This window comes from Acinetobacter sp. UBA1297, from assembly GCF_002307755.1.
Classification (GTDB): Bacteria; Pseudomonadota; Gammaproteobacteria; order Pseudomonadales; family Moraxellaceae; genus Acinetobacter; species Acinetobacter radioresistens.
The window spans coordinates 15,515-36,256 of sequence record NZ_DBUF01000017.1; the positions used below are offsets into that span (position 1 = coordinate 15,515).

Annotated in this window: 17 protein-coding genes; 8 read left to right on the forward strand and 9 right to left on the reverse strand. The window is 41.3% G+C overall.

Annotation, left to right across the window (positions count from 1 at the left end; genetic code table 11):
- Positions 1-13 precede the first annotated feature (13 nt).
- The gene (sppA, locus tag B3R63_RS07780; RefSeq protein ID WP_286729574.1) at positions 14-1,030 is read right to left on the reverse strand and encodes a signal peptide peptidase SppA; all 1,017 of its coding nucleotides are present in this window, start codon (positions 1,028-1,030) and stop codon (positions 14-16) included.
- 129 nt (positions 1,031-1,159) lie between these two features.
- Here sppA and B3R63_RS07785 point away from each other — a divergent pair, with 129 nt between their 5' ends.
- Positions 1,160-2,110, forward strand: coding sequence for a lysophospholipid acyltransferase family protein (locus tag B3R63_RS07785; protein WP_286729577.1), 951 nt, complete (start codon positions 1,160-1,162; stop codon positions 2,108-2,110).
- On the opposite strand, the gene B3R63_RS07790 is transcribed toward B3R63_RS07785, so the two are convergent.
- From B3R63_RS07790 to B3R63_RS07800, 3 genes are all read right to left on the reverse strand, one after another.
- Positions 2,103-4,544 (reverse strand): DNA internalization-related competence protein ComEC/Rec2, encoded by a 2,442-nt coding sequence (locus tag B3R63_RS07790; RefSeq protein WP_286729580.1) that lies wholly within the window; start codon positions 4,542-4,544, stop codon positions 2,103-2,105. The two genes, B3R63_RS07785 and B3R63_RS07790, sit on opposite strands and share 8 nt — an antisense overlap.
- A gap of 84 nt (positions 4,545-4,628) precedes the next feature.
- On the reverse strand, positions 4,629-5,312 hold the full coding sequence (gene lolD, locus B3R63_RS07795; RefSeq protein ID WP_111281799.1) for a lipoprotein-releasing ABC transporter ATP-binding protein LolD: 684 nt from the start codon (positions 5,310-5,312) through the stop codon (positions 4,629-4,631).
- A complete protein-coding gene (locus B3R63_RS07800) occupies positions 5,305-6,540 on the reverse strand; it encodes a lipoprotein-releasing ABC transporter permease subunit (protein WP_005019271.1) in 1,236 nt (411 codons plus the stop codon). Before B3R63_RS07800 ends, lolD begins: the two co-directional genes overlap by 8 nt.
- A gap of 25 nt (positions 6,541-6,565) precedes the next feature.
- Between B3R63_RS07800 and B3R63_RS07805 the strand changes: the two genes are divergently transcribed.
- Entirely contained in the window at positions 6,566-7,138 is a 573-nt protein-coding gene (locus B3R63_RS07805; protein WP_005019270.1) for a PilZ domain-containing protein, read from the forward strand.
- Between the two features lie 9 nt (positions 7,139-7,147).
- Here the strand turns inward: B3R63_RS07805 and B3R63_RS07810 are convergent, their stop codons facing one another.
- Positions 7,148-8,074 carry a DMT family transporter gene (locus B3R63_RS07810; protein ID WP_414630838.1) on the reverse strand — a complete coding sequence of 309 codons (927 nt, stop codon included), beginning with the start codon at positions 8,072-8,074 and terminating at the stop codon, positions 7,148-7,150.
- Positions 8,071-8,541, reverse strand: a complete 471-nt coding sequence (locus tag B3R63_RS07815) for a YaiI/YqxD family protein (RefSeq protein ID WP_005406784.1) — start codon at positions 8,539-8,541, stop codon at positions 8,071-8,073. The genes B3R63_RS07810 and B3R63_RS07815 overlap by 4 nt, the downstream gene beginning before the upstream one ends.
- Positions 8,542-8,831: 290 nt before the next feature.
- Here B3R63_RS07815 and B3R63_RS07820 point away from each other — a divergent pair, with 290 nt between their 5' ends.
- Together B3R63_RS07820 and B3R63_RS07825 are read left to right on the forward strand one after the other, a co-directional pair.
- Positions 8,832-9,776: a hypothetical protein gene (locus B3R63_RS07820; RefSeq protein WP_286729583.1), complete on the forward strand. Its 945-nt coding sequence runs from the start codon at positions 8,832-8,834 to the stop codon at positions 9,774-9,776.
- Between the two features lie 38 nt (positions 9,777-9,814).
- On the forward strand, positions 9,815-9,964 hold the full coding sequence (locus B3R63_RS07825) for a hypothetical protein (RefSeq protein WP_171261067.1): 150 nt from the start codon (positions 9,815-9,817) through the stop codon (positions 9,962-9,964).
- Positions 9,965-10,031: 67 nt separating this feature from the next.
- Here B3R63_RS07825 and serC read toward each other — a convergent pair whose 3' ends face one another.
- Entirely contained in the window at positions 10,032-11,111 is a 1,080-nt protein-coding gene (gene serC, locus B3R63_RS07830) for a 3-phosphoserine/phosphohydroxythreonine transaminase (RefSeq protein WP_248133824.1), read from the reverse strand.
- A 446-nt stretch (positions 11,112-11,557) separates the two neighbouring features.
- On the opposite strand from serC, the gene B3R63_RS07835 reads away from it, so the two are divergent.
- From B3R63_RS07835 to B3R63_RS07850, 4 genes are read left to right on the forward strand one after another with little or no spacing between them, the layout of a single operon-like run.
- Positions 11,558-13,066, forward strand: coding sequence for a TolC family protein (locus B3R63_RS07835; protein ID WP_286729587.1), 1,509 nt, complete (start codon positions 11,558-11,560; stop codon positions 13,064-13,066).
- Positions 13,067-13,084: 18 nt separating this feature from the next.
- The gene (locus tag B3R63_RS07840; RefSeq protein ID WP_286729589.1) at positions 13,085-14,215 is read left to right on the forward strand and encodes an HlyD family secretion protein; all 1,131 of its coding nucleotides are present in this window, start codon (positions 13,085-13,087) and stop codon (positions 14,213-14,215) included.
- Entirely contained in the window at positions 14,215-15,345 is a 1,131-nt protein-coding gene (locus B3R63_RS07845) for an ABC transporter permease (protein ID WP_034428982.1), read from the forward strand. Before B3R63_RS07840 ends, B3R63_RS07845 begins: the two co-directional genes overlap by 1 nt.
- A complete protein-coding gene (locus tag B3R63_RS07850; RefSeq protein ID WP_286729592.1) occupies positions 15,342-16,430 on the forward strand; it encodes an ABC transporter permease in 1,089 nt (362 codons plus the stop codon). The genes B3R63_RS07845 and B3R63_RS07850 overlap by 4 nt, the downstream gene beginning before the upstream one ends.
- A 47-nt stretch (positions 16,431-16,477) precedes the next feature.
- On the opposite strand, the gene gyrA is transcribed toward B3R63_RS07850, so the two are convergent.
- Complete coding sequence (gyrA, locus tag B3R63_RS07855; RefSeq protein WP_286729594.1) at positions 16,478-19,435, reverse strand: DNA gyrase subunit A; 2,958 nt, start codon at positions 19,433-19,435, stop codon at positions 16,478-16,480.
- A gap of 374 nt (positions 19,436-19,809) precedes the next feature.
- Entirely contained in the window at positions 19,810-20,742 is a 933-nt protein-coding gene (locus B3R63_RS07860; protein ID WP_005406554.1) for an FAD-binding protein, read from the reverse strand.

Here is a 20,742-nt window from a genome sequence, read left to right on the forward strand (position 1 = left end):
CCCTTTATATTCATTATTGCAGCTTGGTATCCTGCTGAATTTTAAGTTGCTGGGTAACTGATTCACTAAAGCCCTGGCCTATTTCAGAACCTACCTGGCCAAGTACCGATTCAAATGGGCTACGCTGAACTGTATAATCCAGAACATTATCCAGTTTAAGCTCACGTTTAAGACTGTTCATGCTTCCGGTACGATCTGCAACGCCCAGTTTAACTGCCTGCTCACCGCTCCAGAATAATCCTGAAAAAATTGCAGGGTCATTACTCTTCAGGCGCTTGCCACGACCTTCTTTTACAGCAGCAATAAAGTGACTATGCACATTGTCCAAGACCGCCTGTACATGCTCCCTCTGTGCAGGATTGACTGGTTTAGTCATGCTCAGAATATCTTTATTGTCGCCTGAAGTTAATGTCCGGTCTTCAACACCCAGTTTCTGCGCAAGGCCAACCACCCCATAGTTTGGCATGATCACACCGATTGAGCCGACCAAACTGGATGGATTAACCCAGATTTCATCAGCAGCCGAAGCAATATAATAAGCGCCTGAGGCTCCCATATCACCAATTAATGCATATACTTTCTTCTCAGGATACTGCTGTTTGTAATAGCGAATTTCCTGCCAGATCTCATCTGACTGGACAGGTGACCCCCCAGGTGAATTGATATTGAGCACAATTGCCTGACTGTTTTTTGCTTCAAATGCACGTTTCAAAGCTTTATTGGTATCTTCACTATTTACGGAACGGTCACTAGAGTCAATCGTACCAATAATATCGATCACAGCCAGATGAGCATTTGAACTTGAACCTGCCCCACTGGTAGTTGCCGTAGTACAGCCCCTACCCATCATGAGCAAAAGCAATAGAATATAGGCAAAAGTCAAACACTTAAAAAATATTCCCCAGCGACGGCTACGGCGCTGTTCTTCAACAGAAGCCAGTACAGCTTTTTCTAGTATCTGCCACTCTTTACCGCTTCTGCTGTCTGAACTTGGAACTTCATTATTAGGTTTTGGCGGCCAATCCGACATATATATTTATCCGAAAAGTAAAATATCTTCATTATATACACTGGAAAATGAAAAACTGTCTAAATAAAGCTTTTTAACTTATAATATTTTTTCTTTTACGTTTGTTAAGCAGAATCCTACATTTAAATAATGACTAGCTCAAATTCCCAGCCTTTATCTTATCGTCTTTTGAAAATCATTAGTCGCCAGCCTATACGAGTATCACGCTTTATTGCTCGTATACTTGCAGGTCTGGTGAATACTTTAAAACTGTCGAATACCTCAAAAACAATAAATCTGAATCTGGAGATTGCTTTTCCATATCTGCTGACCGAAAAGCGTAATCAGATCATTCGTCAGGCTATACGTAATGAAATACAGTCATACTTTGAATTTTTTAGTATTTGGGGCTCAAGTACAGAGAAGAATATTTCAAGAATTCATAAAATTGTAGGCGAGCATTATTTTCATCAGGCGGTGGCAGCCAAAAAAGGATTAGTCCTGATCGTTCCGCACTTTGGCACATGGGAGATTATGAACTCCTGGTGTTCGCAATATACATCAATGACCATTCTCTATAAACCGGTCAAAGACCCATATGCAGATCAGTTCGTCCGCGAAGCGCGCAGCCGTGAGCAGGCCAATCTGGTTCCTACAGATGAAACTGGTGTTCGCCAGATTTTTAAGGCGCTTAAACAGGGAGGCACAACTGTTATCTTGCCTGACCATACACCCAATGTGGGTGGTGATCTGGTGGAATACTTTGGTGTACCCTTAGCCTCAAGCAGCCTGAGCGCCAAGCTGATTCAAAAAACCAAGGCCAGTACTTTGCTTCTTTACGCCATCCGTAATGAACAGGATGGCTTTAATATGTTTATTGAACCAATTGATGAGAAAATTTATGAAGGCAGTGCTGTAGAAGGTACCCAAGTTATTCATCATGTGATCGAAGATTTGATTACACGCTATCCCGAACATTACCACTGGAGCTATAAACGTTTTAAGGCTCACCCAGAATTACGCTCCATTTATACGCTTGATAAAGCTGAGGCACTACAAAAAGTGGATCAGCTGCGGCAGCACAACAGAAATCTTACTTAATCCTTAACCATTTCCACTGCTCTCTATAGAGCGTGTAATTTATTTGTCTGTCAGCTTCTTGATAAAATTCGATATTACCGGTCTGGGCAGTTAAAAGAAGTGGAATATCAAGTGCCTTTAGACGTACCTTAACTTTTTTGGTCGGGTGACCATAACGGTTATTCTGTCCTGCTGAGGCAATTGCCAGCTTAGGATGAAAATATTTTAGAAAACTGTAAGCAGAACTGTGCTTACTGCCATGGTGACCCAGTACTAGTACGTCGACTTGAAGCTCGGGATACTTTTTCATGAGTTCATATTCAGTTGGCCAGCCAGCATCTCCCATAATCAAGAAATTCCGGTAAGGCTGGGCCTGGTTTAATTGCACATATAACACACATGAATATTCATTCGGATTGGCTTCTACCATTGATTGGTAAGTATTTAAGCCAGGTGATAATACCTGGACCTTAAAATTCTGATAAGACCAGCTTTGTCCTTCCCGGCATGGTGATGACTGTTTTATATTCCATGTTTCAGGTAACTGAGTATTGGCTATTACTTCATCGATTTTAATTTTTTGGCTTAATGGTAAGAGTGCCCCGCTATGATCCTGATCCAGATGAGTTAATAGCACCCGATCTAAGCGAGCTATCCCTTGGGAAAATAAAAATGGTGCAAGAATTTGCTGGCCTATACTGAATTTGGTTTCATCATAGTAACCGCCTGTATCTAACATTATTTTTTGCTGACTACTCTGAAGTAGAATGGCTTGGCCCTGCCCCACATCTAAAATGGTTAACTTAAAATCCGAGTCTGGTGCCCTACTCGTAAAAACTGGTACAAAACATAACAGCGCCCAAGCTTTAGGAATAACAGATCGAGGCAAATATAAAATAATCAGGCCGATACTGAGGCTCACAATAAGCAGCGGTGTAAATGCAATCCCCTGTAATTGGGGATTAAACAGATGGTCCAGTATTTCTAATATCCACAAGCCTAAATTCAAGCCTAAATCGCTACAATGAAATAAAAGCAGGCCCAAAGGAGAAATAATATAGGAAAGACATGCAGCCAGTATATCTAGCGGCACTACGACAGCACCTAATAATGGAATGACAAGAATATTGGTCAATGGCGCAATCCAGCTTACCTGTTTGAAAAAAATCAGTACTAACGGAAAGAGAGCAATAAAAATTTTCCCTTGTGATTCAATCAGTAACTTTCCAGCAGTTAAAACTCTTTGCTTCCAGTTAAAAGCCGGTTGGGCAGGCTGCCGATTTATACTTTCATAAATACGCAACAGAATAAAACAGGCCCCGAAAGAAAGCCAGAAAGCTGCCGAGAGAACACTAAAAGGATCTATCCATAATAGTAAACTGGCACTTGCCAGCAATAAGCTTAATGCCTGGATTTTTTGTCTTAATAAAAGCAGGCTACTCCCTAGCAGAGTAATGAGCAGTGTTCGTAGAGCCGGAATCTCGAAACCGACAAAAGCGCTGTAAAGTAATACACAAAAACAGAAAGGGAAAACCAGCAGATAAGGACGAGGCAAGCTTAAATAGAGTTTTGGACAATACAGCCGTATCAGGGTTTGCAATACCCAGCTGACCAGAGCTGCGAAAATTAATACGTGTGGACCAGAAATTGCCAGCAGGTGACTGATTCCCAGCCGCTGAAATTGTTCTTCTGTTTCAGAGGAAAGTAAGCTTTTATCACCTGTAAGAAGTGCTAAAATCAGGCCTTTATTTTTCAGTGTGCTATTTTGAATAAAAGTACGAAAATGATAGCGCTGCCGCTCCATCAATAATAAAAAACCATTGATCCAACCCTGTTGATTATTTAGATATTGATTAAAACCAAGCCGGTAAACTGCATCATGGTCCAATTTCTCTATTTTCCAGATTTTTACACTGGCCATGATATTCTGCTGAATAAACCATTTTTCCTGATCAAATACTCCCGGCATGGCATAGCCATGAGCAGGCATAACTTCCCCATAAATCCGGTAATATTCTCCTAACTCAAATTTTATAGGTTGCTCAGGTATATTTTTAAATGTGAGCCACCATTGAACAGGCTGTTTTTTCTGGTCAAGTACTTCCACTTTTTGCCTGATCTGCTTTTCAGAACGCTCATCAATATGTCGTATATAAACAACTGCTTCAATATTTCTTGTTTCTGTTTCCCTGTTATCTAGACGTTGTTCTAGCGCATGGTCAGCGTAGCGATAACCCAATGTGCCTGTCAGGATGCCCAAGGCTAGAATAAAAACTGCTCTAGATAACCATGGAATCGGATGGTGCGACTCTAGCTTACTATATTGATACCAATATAATAGCCCTGAACCTACGCTGAAGATCATCAGTACAGGTAACAGAAAAACAGGTAAGTTAAAAGTTTTCCCCATGACCGAGATTCCAGCAATCCAGGCCAATAAAATAATTTTCCACATGATTTTTATATTTATAACTTATTAAAATAATTAAAGCCCATACTGATGGGCTTTAACAAGGTTAATGATCAGATTATCTCCGACTTACGCGTTCACCCATAAGCCATCCTGCATATGCAGAATTGAATCGGCAGCTTGGGCCAGCTGCTCATCATGAGTCACAATCAGCATTGCCATGTTCAATTCCTGACGCAGTTCGCTTAATAACTCAAAGATACCTACAGCAGTTTTACGGTCCAGGTTACCTGTCGGCTCATCAGCCAGCATTAAAGCAGGTTTGGTTACCAATGCCCGCGCCAAAGCTACACGCTGACGCTCACCACCAGATAATTCGCCTGGTTTATGGGTTATCCGGTGTGACAGGCCGACCCGTTCCAGCAAGTATTCTGCTTGCTGTTTGGCTTCTTTAAATTGTGTTTTTTTGCGCAGCATCAGGGGCATTGCTACATTTTCGAAAGCAGTAAACTCTGGCAGTAAATGATGAAATTGGTAGACAAACCCAAGATACTGGTTACGCATAAAACCACGTTCAGCTTCACCTAAATTGTCAAAGCGCTGTCCATTTAAAAACACCTCACCCTCAGTTGGTCGGTCTAGACCCCCTAAAACATGTAGCAAGGTGCTTTTACCAGAGCCACTGGCTCCGACAATCGACGTAAACTCACCCGCCTTGATCTCTAAAGATAAGCCTTTAATCACCTCTACGGTTGATTTCCCATCCGTGAAATGCTTATAGATATTACGGGCTTCAAGTACTGTATTATTCATAACGTAAAGCCTCGGCAGGTTGAATTTTAGCTGCACGCAGTGCCGGATAAATAGTTGCCAGAAAGCTTAAAATCAGAGACAGACTGACGATGACTACGACATCTTGCCATCTGAGATAAGAAGGCAAATAATTAATAAAGTAGGCATCAAACAGGTGCAGACCAAAAGCATTATTCAGCCATGAAATAAAGCTGCTGATACTTGAGGCAAAAATAATTCCTAAAATTGCGCCTGATACTGTCCCGATGACTCCAATTACTGTTCCCTGTACCATAAATATACGGGTAATTGTAGCGGGTGATGCACCTAGTGTTCTTAAAATAGCGATATCAGATTTTTTATCGGTCACTACCATGACCAGAGAAGAAACAATATTAAATGCAGCAACCAGAACGATTAGAAACAGGAGCAGACTTACCATCGCTTTTTCCATCTGGATGGCACTAAACAGGTTCCCATGAGTATAGGTCCAGTCCGAAGCATAGAAATTCCCTGGTAATTCACGGGCTATCGAGCTAGCTACCTGAGGTGCACTGAAGATATCATCCAGCTTCAGACGTACACCCTGAGCACCATCCGGCAAACGTAACAAAGTCGAAGCATCATTTAAGGCAATATAGCCCATCATAGAATCTACTTCAGCCCCAATACTGAAAATGCCTACAATTTTGAAACGTTTAAAGCGAGGCACAACCCCTGCCGGTGAAGGTGTGGCTTCAGGTAATACTAAAGTGACACTGTCATTCAGCCCGAGGCCGAGTGCATCTGTCATCTGTTTCCCCAGCACAATACCAAATTCACCTTTTTTCAGGCTATCAATGCTTCCCTCAACCATATGGTCCTGAATAATAGAAACCTTTTTTTCATATTGGGGTTCTATTCCGGTTACCATCAGACCTGCAACTTGGCCTTGTGCAGTTAGCATCCCCTGTAACTGGGTAAATGGTGCTGCACCAGTAACATGTTCGTGGCTCTCGACTTTTTTTGCAAGTTCGGGCCAATCTGTTAAAATCTGGGTTGAAGAAACTGTGGCCTGAGGTATCATGCCCAAAACACGGTTTTTTAACTCTCGGTCAAAACCATTCATGACAGACAGAACTGTAATAAGAACTGCTACACCCAAGGTCAGGCCGATCATGGAAACTAAAGCAATAAAAGAAATAAAGTGATTACTACGCCGTGCGCGAGTGTATCTCAACCCTATATACAGCGAGATTGGTTTAAACATACCATCTAGTCCGAGGTAATTCATTATGGAAACATTACAGCATCAGGGCGCTTCGAACGAACGTCGCGTGATGTCCCGCATTGATGCTGCTTTAAGGATTAATTATCAGATTATCTCTGATGATGTTGCTCTTAACGATCCTTACGACCCTAATTTTGTATTGCCGCGTTATTTTCTACTACTTGCAGAATTAGATCAATTTGATCATGCTATTAACTACGAATTAGAACAATTAAATCAAAAAGATCAACAAATTGCTCGAATACTATCCTTATTTAACCAGAAAATGAATCTGATTACAGGGTCTCTTTATGACGCTATCGTCCAGACTATGCTACCTGTGCCTGAACAGGTTAATATCTCAGAAAGTGGAATTAGTTTTTATACAAATCAACAACTTAAAGATGGAAGCTATATTCATTTAACATTAAGTCATCCTGATAATTTCTTTCATGTAGCAACAATTGCCCAGGTGGTTTATAGCAAGCCCAAGGATGAAACAGGCTTCCGGACAGGAGCTTATTTTGTGACACTGCATCCTCAAGATCGTGCCAAGCTTGCTGAATGTATTAATTCTACTCAAGGTGTAGCAAGCTAGACTAAAGTTCTAATTACTTTTAATTTTCTGGGCAAGTTCACGACTTGCCTTAATATCACGATAAAAGTAAAGAAAAAGTCCTGATAACAGTACAGTAGCGCCCACAAAAATCATGACTGTGAGTTTTTCATGATTTAATACTGAACCAATGAGAATAGCCAGCATCGGTGTCATGACGTTTGTTAAAGACAGAGTAGTTGCCTGAATGTTCTGGACCAGTTTGAAATAACAGAACATTGCAACCAGAGATGCCATAATCACCGTATAGAATAAAGCCATTAACGATTTGGTATCTGGAATATGGCTTGGTGCATACTGCCAGATGAAAGGAAGCAGCAGCATACAACCGAGCACGGACACGATAATCGAACCAGTCGCCTGTGCCATTGGTTCAACCTGCGCATTTACTTTCTTTACCCAGAAAATAGATAAAGCATAATTAAAAACACTCAGCAACATCAGGAGAATGCCTACAGGATGAACCTGCTGGCCTGTATTTCCTCCCAGACAAATAATCGCAAGCCCTGCTACTGCGATCCCCATTCCCAGCCATTGCATACTATACAAATGCTGCTTAAATAAAAAACGGCCAATTAAACCTGCCATAATTGGTGCCAGCCCAAACATCAATGCAATAATGCCTGAACTGAGATAACCCGTCGCTGCATAGGTAAAAATTTGCGAACCAATCAAGCTAAAGGAACCCGCGATATAACTGTGCAGCGCTACTTTATGAATGGGAAGCTTTACTCTGAGCAAGAGCAGCAAAAGAGCTGCTAGTGGTAAAGCTATAAAAAAACGAATGACCATTGCCCACATGACATGCAGATCATGGACGCTCCAGACGATTGCCAGTGGAGTTGTAGCCCAGATGAATACCAGAATAGTGTAGGTAAACACAATATTGCCGCGAGAGACCGGCACCTTCTGATTCATGAGGCTGTCTTACGCTTCTGCTTTAATATGGTCTGATCCAGGCTACTGGCAAACTCACGTTTATCTCGGTCTGAAATAGGTGGTGGGCCACCTGTCTGAACCCCAGCTCCGCGCAAGGTATCCATAAAGTCCCGTAAATGCAACCGCGCTTTAATATTAGCTGTAGTGAAAATCTCTCCACGCGGGTGAATAGCGATACCCCCCTTTTCGATGACCTGTGCGGCCAATGGAATATCTTGTGTTACCACAATGTCATTACTTTGCATCCGGTTGACAATTTCCTGATCGGCTTGGTCAGCCCCACCCATGACCTGAATCGAATTAATACGTACTGATGGAGTAATCCCGACATTCTGGTTTGCCACAAAAGTTACTTCAAGCTGATAACGATCTGAAGCCCGCATAATCACATCACGTAAAATACGCGGTAGAGCATCCGCATCAATCCATAATTTAAAGGGCAGCACCTGAAAACTCCGTAAATATAAGATTCTCAGTTTAACAAAGTTCAGTTATTTTTTAGGAACAATCTTTATAAATTATCCTGTATTGCTATATTCTTCACCCTACTGATTGCAAGTATTTAATAGGCATTAAAACGTACCAGATCTCTGGTCTTTATTTACAGTTTAGTTTCAGATAAATTAGTTTTGCTCCAAATGCTGAATTTAGAAGTAAAAGAGCGTAATGATGGGCTTGAAAAATACAAGTTACCCTCGATTTAATAGATATACTCACGCGATCCCTAATAGTGCATATGAATAATCAGAACAGCCCGGAAATTATCCTGATCGATGATCAGAATTTTGGTAGTCACGTTGAACACTGGAATTTATTAACTGACCAGCCTGAAACTGAAGTCCCTAAATGGTTAGGTATGTCACTTGACTCACCGATGATGCCTATGGGTTTATGTCAGAATGAACAGGAAATGGATGCCTCTGTCTGGCTGATCCAAGGTCCGGATAAATCACCTGTTCGTCTAGCACAAATTATTGCAGTAGAAAATAATAAGCCAAAAGCACTCAAGACTGCATTTCCTGTATTTGATAGTCCTTATCGCTATAATGCAAAAATAGAGCGTATTATTAGTTGTAAATCAGGTACTCAGGCAGTTCTGCGTCTGCAACTTGGTAATAATCCGAATACTGTAGTGTATGCATTTGACAGTTTATACAGTGTTAATCATCAGTGTTATGAAAAAGGTCAAAGCTATCAGGTTCAGCTTAATGCTTGGGCATATGAACTTGAAGCTGTTTCTGCTCATGAAGAACTGGTAGTCGATGACCCGGCATCGATTCGTCAGCACCGGGCATTAAATGATATTTTACAGCAACATAATGGTGTTGCCCCAGCCAATCTTCAGGAATTGATTGATGCATGGGAACCAAAGTCTGAAGAAGATACTGCGCCTGTAACAGTTGATTTTTCTAAAATGGTAGCCTATCTGTATGGAGAGACAATCGGTCAAGAAGATGAAGCCTGGTTTCAAGGAAATATTGTAGGCAAGACCAGTATGCAGTTTATGGACCAGGATTATACTGTTTATGATGTAACGCTTATTTTAGAAGAAAACACACCAGCTACTCTTATCCGGATCGCGACTCGCAATAAACAGTACGAAAACTTTGAAATTGGCCAATATATTCGAGGCAATATCTGGATTCAGGCGAATATTTATGCTAAAAATAGCAGCAATTGATAGGATTTAAAAAATAATAGCATTATTTAGGCTCCTTGATGAAAATTATTCCAGAACAGACGACTACACGAATTGTTGAACATAGCGGTCTACGTATTAAAGTTGATACGGGAGCCTTATGTTTCTTTCTTCTCGGTATGTTTATTTCTGCCATTATTATTCATCAACTGGGTATAATCCAATTCTAAAATTTTTATTAATTAATAAAAAACCCTCTAATTTATAGAGGGTTTTTTATTAATTATATGTATCAGTTTAAGCATTGTGTTTGGCAAAGTCATCCATAAAATCAACTAATGCCTGAACACCCTCTAATGGTACAGCATTATAAATGCTTGCACGCATACCACCTACTGAACGGTGACCGGCCAGATTTAATAGATGGTTTTCTTCAGCTTCTTTCAAGAAAAGTTTTTCCAGTTCCGGATTTGCCAGAGTAAACGGAACATTCATGAGTGAACGGTTTGCTTCTGCAATCGGATTCGCATAAAAATCACTGGCATCAATATAACCATACAGCAGTTTAGCTTTTTCCAGATTAATTTTATGAATTGCTTCTACACCGCCCTGCTCCAGCAGCCACTCAAATACCAATCCAGATAAATACCAGGCATAGGTTGAAGGTGTATTTACCATAGAGCCATCTTTAGCTTGCGATGAATACTTCAAAAGACTTGGAATTTCAGGTTTAGCCTGATCGAGCAGGTCATCACGTATAATAACCAGAGTCAGACCAGCAGGACCAATATTCTTCTGTGCACCCGCATAGATCAGTCCAAATTTGGAAACGTCCAGCGGCGCAGATAAAATACTTGAAGAAAAATCAGAAACCAGTGGCGCATCTACCTCAGGAACACTTGCAAACTGTAATCCACCAATGGTTTCATTATCTGCATAATGCACATAAGCTGCATCTTTAGATAGGTTCCAGTGAGCCTGTTCACTAATCGCCAGTTTGCCATTCACCGTTGTGCCAGCTTGTATTACATTAATATCGCCATAACGCTGTGCTTCTTTATAGGCTTTTTCAGACCAGATACCTGTAGAAATATAGTCGGCCTTATTATTTTTACCCAGTAGATTTAGCGGAATAGCAGAAAACTGTAGGGAGGCACCACCTTGTAAAAATAAAACTTTATAGTTTTGAGGAATGTTCATGAGTTTACGCAGGTCTGCTTCTGCCTTTTCGGCAACAGCGACATAATCTTTACTTCGGTGGCTCATCTCCATGATGGAAACGCCTTTACCCTGCCAATTCAACAGTTCCTGTTGAGCTTTTTCTAAAACAGCAGTAGGTAATGCAGCAGGACCAGCACAGAAATTGTACGCGCGCATGATTTTTCCCTTCAAGAAATTAAAAAAAATAAAATCAAGGCATTTAATCACATATTGGCAAATGATGCAGTAAATTCTCGAACCGATATTTCAATACTTACTTAAAGATAGAACAGTTTATTCAATAAAAATAAGATGTTAGTTTAATTAAGAACTCATATAATAATTCAACCTTTCTAAAGTTTATTTAAAAAATCATAGAGAACTATTTATCAATACATTTGTAAATTAAATACTAAAAAGATTATTTGCTTTTAGCTAAATTCTCTGCAATTTTATATAATATTAAAATTAGATTTACCTGTTAAATTTTATTTTAAACTATAATATAAAGGATAAAGACAAACTTTAGCCTTAAAAGACAACTTCAACAGAAACAATGTAGTAATAGAAATATTGATATAAAAGATTAAACTACCTAAAAATTTTGAAAAGCTGTTTAATATATGCAGATTTTAAGAAAATTAATATTCAGATCTTCTGATTTAAAACTAGTTCCTCACTATTTTTATAAAATAGGTTTTATTACAACTTTCCTATTATATACAGGAACTGGCTTTGCACAGACGTTTAGTTATGAACAAGCTGAACAATATATCCTTCAAAACTCTTATAGTTCACAGGCAAGCATGGCTTTGCAGCAGGCTTCACAGTTAGAAGCTGAAGCCACTAAAGGTTTAGGCTTACCCCGCATTGATTTAAATGTACGGGCCTATGCCTTTCATAATGAAATTGATCTTCCCCTCAAATCTGTAAAAAATAACCTTGAACAAACTCTTTCACAGGGTGTGAATGAGCGTATCGACCAATGGCAAGGAGAAAATGGTTTACCTACAGATATTACTGACCCATTGCGTAACGGTATAGGACAAGTTATTCATGGGGGCATTGGCCTTATACCGGATACCGCAAATGTTGTGCTTGAAGATGAAGTGGTACGCCCAACTATATCATTGATGATGCCTTTATATACGGGCGGTCTTACCCAAAGCGCCAAACAAATTGCTAATATTCAGGCACAGCGTAGTCAGCTTGATAGCCGGCAACAACAAGATATACAACGCTTTGAAATCATCCAGGCATATTTTAATACTCAGTTACAGCAAGAATTGAATGGCATTAGTCGTACTAATCGTGATGCAATGCAAAATCATTATAATAATGCCCTCAAGCTGGAACGTGCCGGGTTTATCAGTAAAGGGCAGCGCATGCAATTTGAAGTTGCCCGCAATAATGCCGAACGTGCCCTGCAAAACAGTCAAGCCAATCTTGAGGCTAGCCGTTTTCAATTACAGAATTTACTTAAGCAGCAAACTGTAGACAGTCTTAGTACGCCTTTGTTTATAAATTCACAGCAGTCACCAGTTCTGGCTCAACTTATGGCGACTTATCCTGAACAATCCACTCTCATTCGCAAAATGCAGACTGATACATTATTAGCTGAAGAAAATGTACGTGCTCAAAATGCTGCAAAAAAACCCAGCATCTTTGCTTTTGGTGAATACAGTTTAGATGAGCAGCAAAATTGGATTATAGGTATGGCTGCCCGTTATAATCTATTTTCGGGTATAGATAAACAGAAAAAAGTGCAAGCAGCGGAACTACAACGTTACGCCGCTGGTCTTGCTACCGAACGCACCAAACAGGAAATCGAGAATATTCTGTTCAAATCTTATAGTGAATTAACCTCTGCGCAAAACAGTCATCGACTGTTACAGCAAAACATGCGTGCTGCTCAAGAAAATTTTCGTATACAGGAATTATCATTTAAAGAAGATATGGGAACAGCCACCCAAGTCATTGATGCCCAAAACAGTTTAAATATTTTAAAAGGTGAAATGGCTTTAAATGCTTATAAATATGTTATTTCACTGGCAAGTCTGTTACAGGGCCATGGCTCGATTGAACAGTTTAAAAGCTATATTCATCAACCTGATACAGTCTATATTCGCTAAGGTCGACAGGATATGAGTATGAATGAAGAAAAAAAACTACCTGCACAAAATACTGCATCTTCTCAAGATAATATTCATGAGCCAGCCGAGCCGAGTCAAACTGAGCCAGATTCTGCTGATACCGAACAGAAGTCTGCAACAAGACAACGGCAGCCTCAGCATAAAAGAGCCTGGCTTAAACCTGCAATTATTATATTGGTTATTATTTTACTGGCTACTATTGCGTTTGGATTATGGAAAAGTTATCAGCCACAAGATATTGAAATTCAAGGCCGGGTTGAAGCAGAAACAATCTATGTCAGCACCAAGGTCCCTAGCCGTATTGAAGAAATTTATGTATGGGAGGGCCAGAAAGTAAATAAAAACCAGCCACTGGTTCGTCTGTTTAGTCCCGAAGTAGATGCAAAAAAGCAGCAGGCCTTAGCAGCACTGCAGTCTACTCTTGCTTTACAGTCAACTGCTGAACGTGGCTCTCAAGAAGAAAATATCGCAACCTTATATGCTAACTGGCAAAGTATTAAAGCTCAGGAGCAGCTGGCTCGAACGACCTATAAGCGTGGTGAAAACCTGTATAAGGAAGGAGTAATTTCAAGGCAGCGTCGTGACGAGTTGTATGCTGCTCAAGTTTCTGCACAGGAGCTGACTGAAGCAGCCTATCAGCAATATGCGCGTGCCAAACGCGGCAGTACTGAACAGCAGCGCTCTTCAGCAGATGCACAGGTCGATATAGCCAAAGCAGCGGTAAGTGAAGCAGAAGCTTTAGAGGCAGAGACCAAATTATACGCACCTGTTAGTGGTACAGTGTCTAAAACTTATGGTAAGCCAAGTGAACTCGTTGCGATTGGCGTGCCTGTAGTCAGCCTGATTCAGGATGACAGTTTATGGATAAGCCTGAACATCCGTGAAGATCAGTATACACAGATTTATAAAGCCCAAAAACTGGAAGGTTTTATTCCGGCACTTAACCGGCGGGCAACTTTCAATATTGAGAATATTGATGCAGAAGGTGAGTTTGCCACTATTAAGACTACCCGGCAAACTGGTGGTTATGATATTCGCAGTTTTAAAGTACACCTGACACCTGCCCAGCAGATTCCTGATTTAAAAGTTGGCATGAGTGTTCTTTTTAAGATTAAAGAGGACCACTAGTGTTGTATGGAATCTGTCGTGAACTGAAATATCTACTCACCCACCGCTGGGATTTATGTCTGGTCACAGTGGCGCCACTATTTATTATCATTTTATTCAGCAGCATGTTCTATCAGGGTAAGCCTGAGCATTTGCCTATTGCAATTATTGATCAGGATCAGAGCCAGCTCAGCCAAAATATTGATAAATATCTGTCTCATAATAGTGCGCTAGAAATTGCAATTGTTTCACCTAATCAAGATGAAGTTGAACGCCTGCTGAACCAGACAAAAATTTGGGGATATGTGATTATTCCGGAAGGCGCAGAGCAGCGCCTGGTTCAGGCACAGGATAGCGGGATTGCAATAGCATTCAACCAGAGTTATTTCAGTATTGGAAATACTATTTCTTCTGCCATGCTGATTGGTACATTAGAAGCAATCGCAGATTTTATGGGCAGAAGCTATCTGGCCAATCAACTGCCCTATCTTGAGGCTCCTACTCCCCATGTAAAGATTTCACCTTTATATAATCCGGGACTGAGCTACGAATTTTATCTGGAACCTTTTATGGTGCCGGCCATTTTACACTTGTTGCTGTGTTGCTGTGTTGCATTTGCAGTCGGCCAAGAACTCAAAAACCGGAGTGTTAAAAGCTGGGTACATCATCAAACGATTTTTAGTGCACTTATTTCTAAAAACATAACCTATGTAATTATTTTTACAGCTTGGACTTGGTTGTGGATGTTTTGGCTTGCTGGTATCCGTGGCTGGTTTATAGCTGGACATTTATGGTTAATTTTACTTGGCCAAATCCTGTTATATAGTGCTTACGCTTTGATTAGCAGTACTGTGGTACTTGCTACGCAAAATCTAGCAAAGTCATTTGGTTTTATTGCAGTTTATGGCGGGTCTTCCTTAAGCTTTGCTGGCGTTACCTTGCCTTTAAATAATGCCCCACTTTTTACAAAATTCTGGGCAAATATTATTCCTTATACCCCTTATGCCAAACTACAGACAGAACAATGGGTAGTCGGTAGCCCGCTTACTGTGTCATGGCTTCCTGCACTGATACTTGCGGTCTATTGTGCCTTCTATGCAGTAATCAGCTATCTGCTTTTGAAAAAATATTTAAAAGGAGCGGCCCTATGAAGCAGTTCCTGTATTTTTATTTAACAACATTTAAGGATATTGCCAGTAATAGCTCAATTTTAACTACCCTCATTCTTTCTGTGTTTTTCTATAGTTTTTTCTATCCAACTGCTTATAAAGCTCAGACAGCAGAAGCTTTACCCATTGTTATCGTAGATGAAGAACAAAGTCTGGTTACTTCCAGTATTATTACTGAAGTTGCAAAAAGTCCAAACGTCAAAATCCAGGCAATAACCGGAAATTTCGCTGAAGCGAAATTAATGATCCAGAAACAGCAGGCAGATGGAATATTATTGCTGCCGGATCAGCTCTCCAATAGTATACGCCGCGGCGAGGTAGGAGGTATCGGACTATATTTAAGTGCAGCTTATTTTCTAAAAACCAAGCAGATTGGTTTAGGCCTTGCAACTTCTGTCGAAAATGCTATTGCTCAACAGGCTGAAAAATTTGGTGAAATTGCACATTTTTCTCCTGCTGTACCTATACATCAGATTCCTTTATTTAACACTCTCTCTGGCTATGGAAGCTATATTTTTCCAGCGATTGCGCCATTAATTATCCATCAAACTATTGTTCTGGGTTTAAGCATGTTAATTGCAGGCTATCGAGAAAAACTGTGGCGCCCAGTAAAATCCGAAGTATCTGGTCTATTTTTTGCCATTTTAACGATTGGTTGTCTAGGCTGTTTATATCTGTTCGGTTTTACATTCTGGTTTTATGACTATCCGCGTGGTGGTAATTTTTGGGGAATGCTGCTCGGCGTTCCTATTTTTATTAGTAGTGTTATTGGCCTAGCTATATTGGTGGCTTCTTATTTAGACATGCCAGAACGTGCTGGCCATGTTATTGTTTTCACTTCAATCCCATTATTTTTACTCTCTGGTACCGCATGGCCGCACGCGGCTATGCCGGAATGGATGCAATGGCTAGGAGTCGCTTTACCCTCTACACAAGGCATTCAGATGTTTATTCAGCTTAACCAGATGGGTGTGCCGACCAGCTTGGTGCTTCCCAAAATGATTTATCTGGCTGCCTTTGCAGCCGTCTGTCTGGTTTGGGGAAATTATCGTTTAAGTTATAAATAATCACCTAATAAAAAGGACGCCGAAGCGTCCTTTTTAACTATCAGGCTTTAATCTTCTTGAGGTTGCTGATGTTCTGTTTCAGTTTTCTCAACTTCCAGTTGCTCAGTACTTTCAACTGTTTCGAAAGCTTCTACTTCATCTTCTTCAACGGCTTCAATAGAAACCACACCAACCAGTGTTTCTCCTTCGCCTAGACGAATCAGACGCACGCCCTGAGCATTACGCCCAGTTTGGGCTACTTCTGCTGCACGCGTACGGACCAGCGTCCCCCCATTAGAAATCAGCATCAGCTCTTTGGTTTCGTCAATTGCAACCGCACCCACCAGTTCACCATTACGTTCAGAGGTCTTAATTGCAATAACCCCTTTACCGCCACGTTTTTTGGTTGGGAAATCATCTACAGGGGTACGTTTGCCATAACCATTTGCAGATGCGCACAGTACTTCTCCAGTTTCTGGTACAACCACCAGTGAAACTATACGGCTGACTACATTTGAATCTGAAGAGTCTTCATCTTCCGAGTCAGTATCAGTATCTTCCGTATCCTCTGCCTGGGCAGCCAGTGCGACACGCATGCCACGCACACCTTTAGCTGAACGGCCCATGGCACGTACATCAGTTTCTGCAAAACGGATAGCCTTACCTTCGTTAGAGAACAGCATAATTTGCTGTTCACCATCAGTAATAGTCACACCAATCAGGGTATCTTCTTCATTGAGTTCAATTGCTCGTAAACCATTCGAGCGCACATTACTGAACTGCTCAAGCTCAACACGTTTTACTGTACCGGAAGCTGTGGCCATAAATACATAATAGTTTTTACAGACACTTTCGGCCTGCTGGGCAAACTCGATAATGATCTCATCATCCAAATCTGTTACAGCCAGCTCTACACATAACTGTTTTAGCTGGGTACGCAGTTCAGCTGAGAGCTCGTCAGCATTATCATCAAGCGTTGCCAATGCTGTCTCAAGTTCTGGCAAATGCACGGAAATGACCGGATTATCCTGAAGTTTTACAGTATTCGTTTTTATAAAGTTTTTAAAGGCTGCCAAGCGTTCAGTAAATTTCTTCGGCGCATCAATGACAGGTAAAATGGCAGTAATGGTCTCATTTGCATCGAGCGGCAACAAGTTAATCATTGGACGACCACGCGAACCACGTGATGCCTGCGGTACTTCAAAAACTCTCAGACGATAAACCTTACCAACATTGGTAAAGCACAGTACGGTGGCATGATTTGAAGTCACGATCAGATGCTGAATAAAATCATCTTCTTTCATTGAGGTAGCTGACTTACCCCGTCCACCACGACGCTGAGCTGCATAATCAGACAATGGCTGAGTCTTGGCATAGCCAGACTGGGAGACCGTCAATACAACCTGTTCCTCAGGTATCAGGTCTTCACGTGAAAAATCGATCCGTGATTCTACAATTTCTGTGCGCCGCGCATCACCATACTGTTGCAATACTAAAGCCAGCTCTTCTTTAATTACAGCCATTAACAGGTTGAAATCATTTAGAATCGCAGTCAGTTCAGTAATCTGCCCCAGAATTTCTGAATATTCAGCATGTAATTTATCTTGTTCCAAGCCGGTTAAACGGTTCAGGCGAAGTTCAAGAATAGCTGCAACCTGTGTTGGAGACAGGCGATAAATGTCGCGATCTAGCCCGAATGGACGACTCGGATCTTCACCTTCAATTTCATCTGGACGAATTGAAACCGAGCCTGCTCTTTCAAGCATTGCCCCGACCCCACCTGCAGCCCAATCTGCGGCAAGCAGACGCTCACGTGCTTCTGCCGGATTCGCAGAAGTTTTAATCGCATCGATAATATCGTCGATATTCGCCAATGCGACAGTCAGGCCTTCTAAGATGTGACCACGTTCACGTGCCTTACGTAGCTCATACATGGTACGACGCGTGACCACTTCCTGACGGTGGCGAATAAACGCTGCAATAATATCTTTCAGATTCATCAGTTTTGGCTGGCCATTGTCCAGACAAACCATGTTAATGCTAAAAGAATTTTCAAGCTGAGTATTTAAAAACAGGTTATTTACGACAACTTCAGCATTTTCGCCACGTTTTAAATCAATCGCGATACGCATACCGTCTTTATCGGATTCATCACGCAGCTCAGAAATACCTTCCAGCTTTTTCTCTTTAACCAGCTCAGCAATACGTTCGATTACTCTTGCCTTGTTAACCTGATAAGGAATCTCGGTAAATACAATGGTGGTACGGCCAGTTTTTTCATCTTCTTCAAAATGATATTTACCACGTATATGCAGGCGTCCCTTACCTGTACGGTAAGCGTCTACAATCCCTGACTTACCATAAATAATGCCACCAGTAGGGAAGTCTGGACCAGAGATATACTCCATTAATCCTTCAACACTGATATTGGTATTGTCTGCATAGGCCAGACAGGCATTTACCACCTCAGTCATGTTGTGTGGCGCCATATTAGTTGCCATACCGACTGCAATACCGGCTGCACCATTAATCAACAAGTTAGGAATACGGGTTGGCATGACCTGAGGAATACGCTCAGAACCATCGTAGTTGTCTTCCCAGTCAACGGTATCTTTTTCAAGATCAGCCAGAATCTCATGGGTGAGTTTGCGCATACGTACTTCGGTATAACGCATTGCGGCGGCACTATCGCCATCGACAGAACCGAAGTTACCCTGGCCATCAACCAGTTGATAGCGCAGACTGAAATCCTGCGCCATACGTACGATAGTTTCATAAACGGCAGAATCACCATGCGGGTGATATTTACCGATAACATCACCGACCACACGGGCAGACTTTTTATAAGCTTTATTGTAGTCGTTACCCAGCTCGTGCATAGCATATAGCACACGACGATGAACAGGTTTCAGACCATCTCTCACATCTGGCAAGGCACGCGATACAATCACGCTCATTGCATAATCTAGATACGAGTGCTTGAGTTCATCCTCAATGGCAATCGGGCGGATTTCCGATACGCTCATGCATACTCCTCTTCATACCGGCGGCCTAAAAACCACAGATATTTATATATTAATCTTGCGAAAAATTAGCCTAAAAAAACTTCAGGCCAAAATTAAAAATTAGCGAATGAGTATAGCATAAAACTGCTTGGTTTTGTTTGTTTGAACATCGAGTTCTATTGAGTTATTTCAGCTATTTACTGTTCAAATAAGGAGCGTTTTGCAACATGGCTTGACGCTATTTTATTTTTTATGGTTGGCTCAAAATTTCCAACTTAAATTTACTTTATTTTTCATTTTTTTATTAGGCTTAGCAATTCTTGTATTTAATTTAGAGTGCCCTGACTTAAAAATAAAAAACGCCCGAAAACGGACGTTTTTTGATACATAAATGCTTAAAGCTTAGAAACCAACTCAGGAATGACCTGGTTCAAGTCACCTACCAGCCAGTAGTCAGCAATAGCATTGATTGGAGCTTCTTCATCTTTATTGATCGCTACGATCACTTTAGAATCTTTCATACCAGCCAAATGCTGAATCGCTCCAGAGATACCTACAGCGATATAAAGCTCAGGTGCAACGATCTTGCCAGTTTGACCCACCTGCATATCATTTGGTACAAAGCCTGCATCAACTGCGGCACGTGAAGCACCTTGTGCAGCACCAAGCTTGTCAGCGAGCGGATCAAGGATTTTATGATAATTCTCGCCTGAACCCACACCACGACCACCGGATACTACAATACGTGCACCAGCCAGTTCAGGACGTTCAGATTTGACGATCTCTTCATTTACGAATGACGAAACACCAGCATCTTTCACTTCACCAATCGTTTCAACTGTTGCAGAACCGCCTTCAGCAGCTACTGCATCAAATGCTGTACCACGAACTGTACCTACAATAATATCTTCTGAAGATTCAACAGTCGCAATCGCGTTTCCTGCATAAATCGGGCGACGGAAGGTTTTAGGGCCTACCACAGCCACGATATCAGTTACCATGCTGACATCAAGCAGAGCTGCCGCACGTGGTAAAATATTTTTACCGGAAGTTGTAGCAGCAGCAAGAATATGCGAATAGTTCTTGCCAATTTCTGCAATCAAAGAAGCAACATTTTCAGCCAGCTGGTTGGCATAAGCTGCATTATCAGCAAGTAAGACTTTACTTACACCAGCAACTTTAGCAGCAGCATCAGCAACTGCCTGAGCACCAGAACCCGCAACCAATACAGTGATATCACCACCGATTTCTTGAGCCGCAGCAACAACATTTAGAGTCGCAGCATTCAGGGTGTTATTGTCGTGCTCAGCGATAACTAAAATACTCAT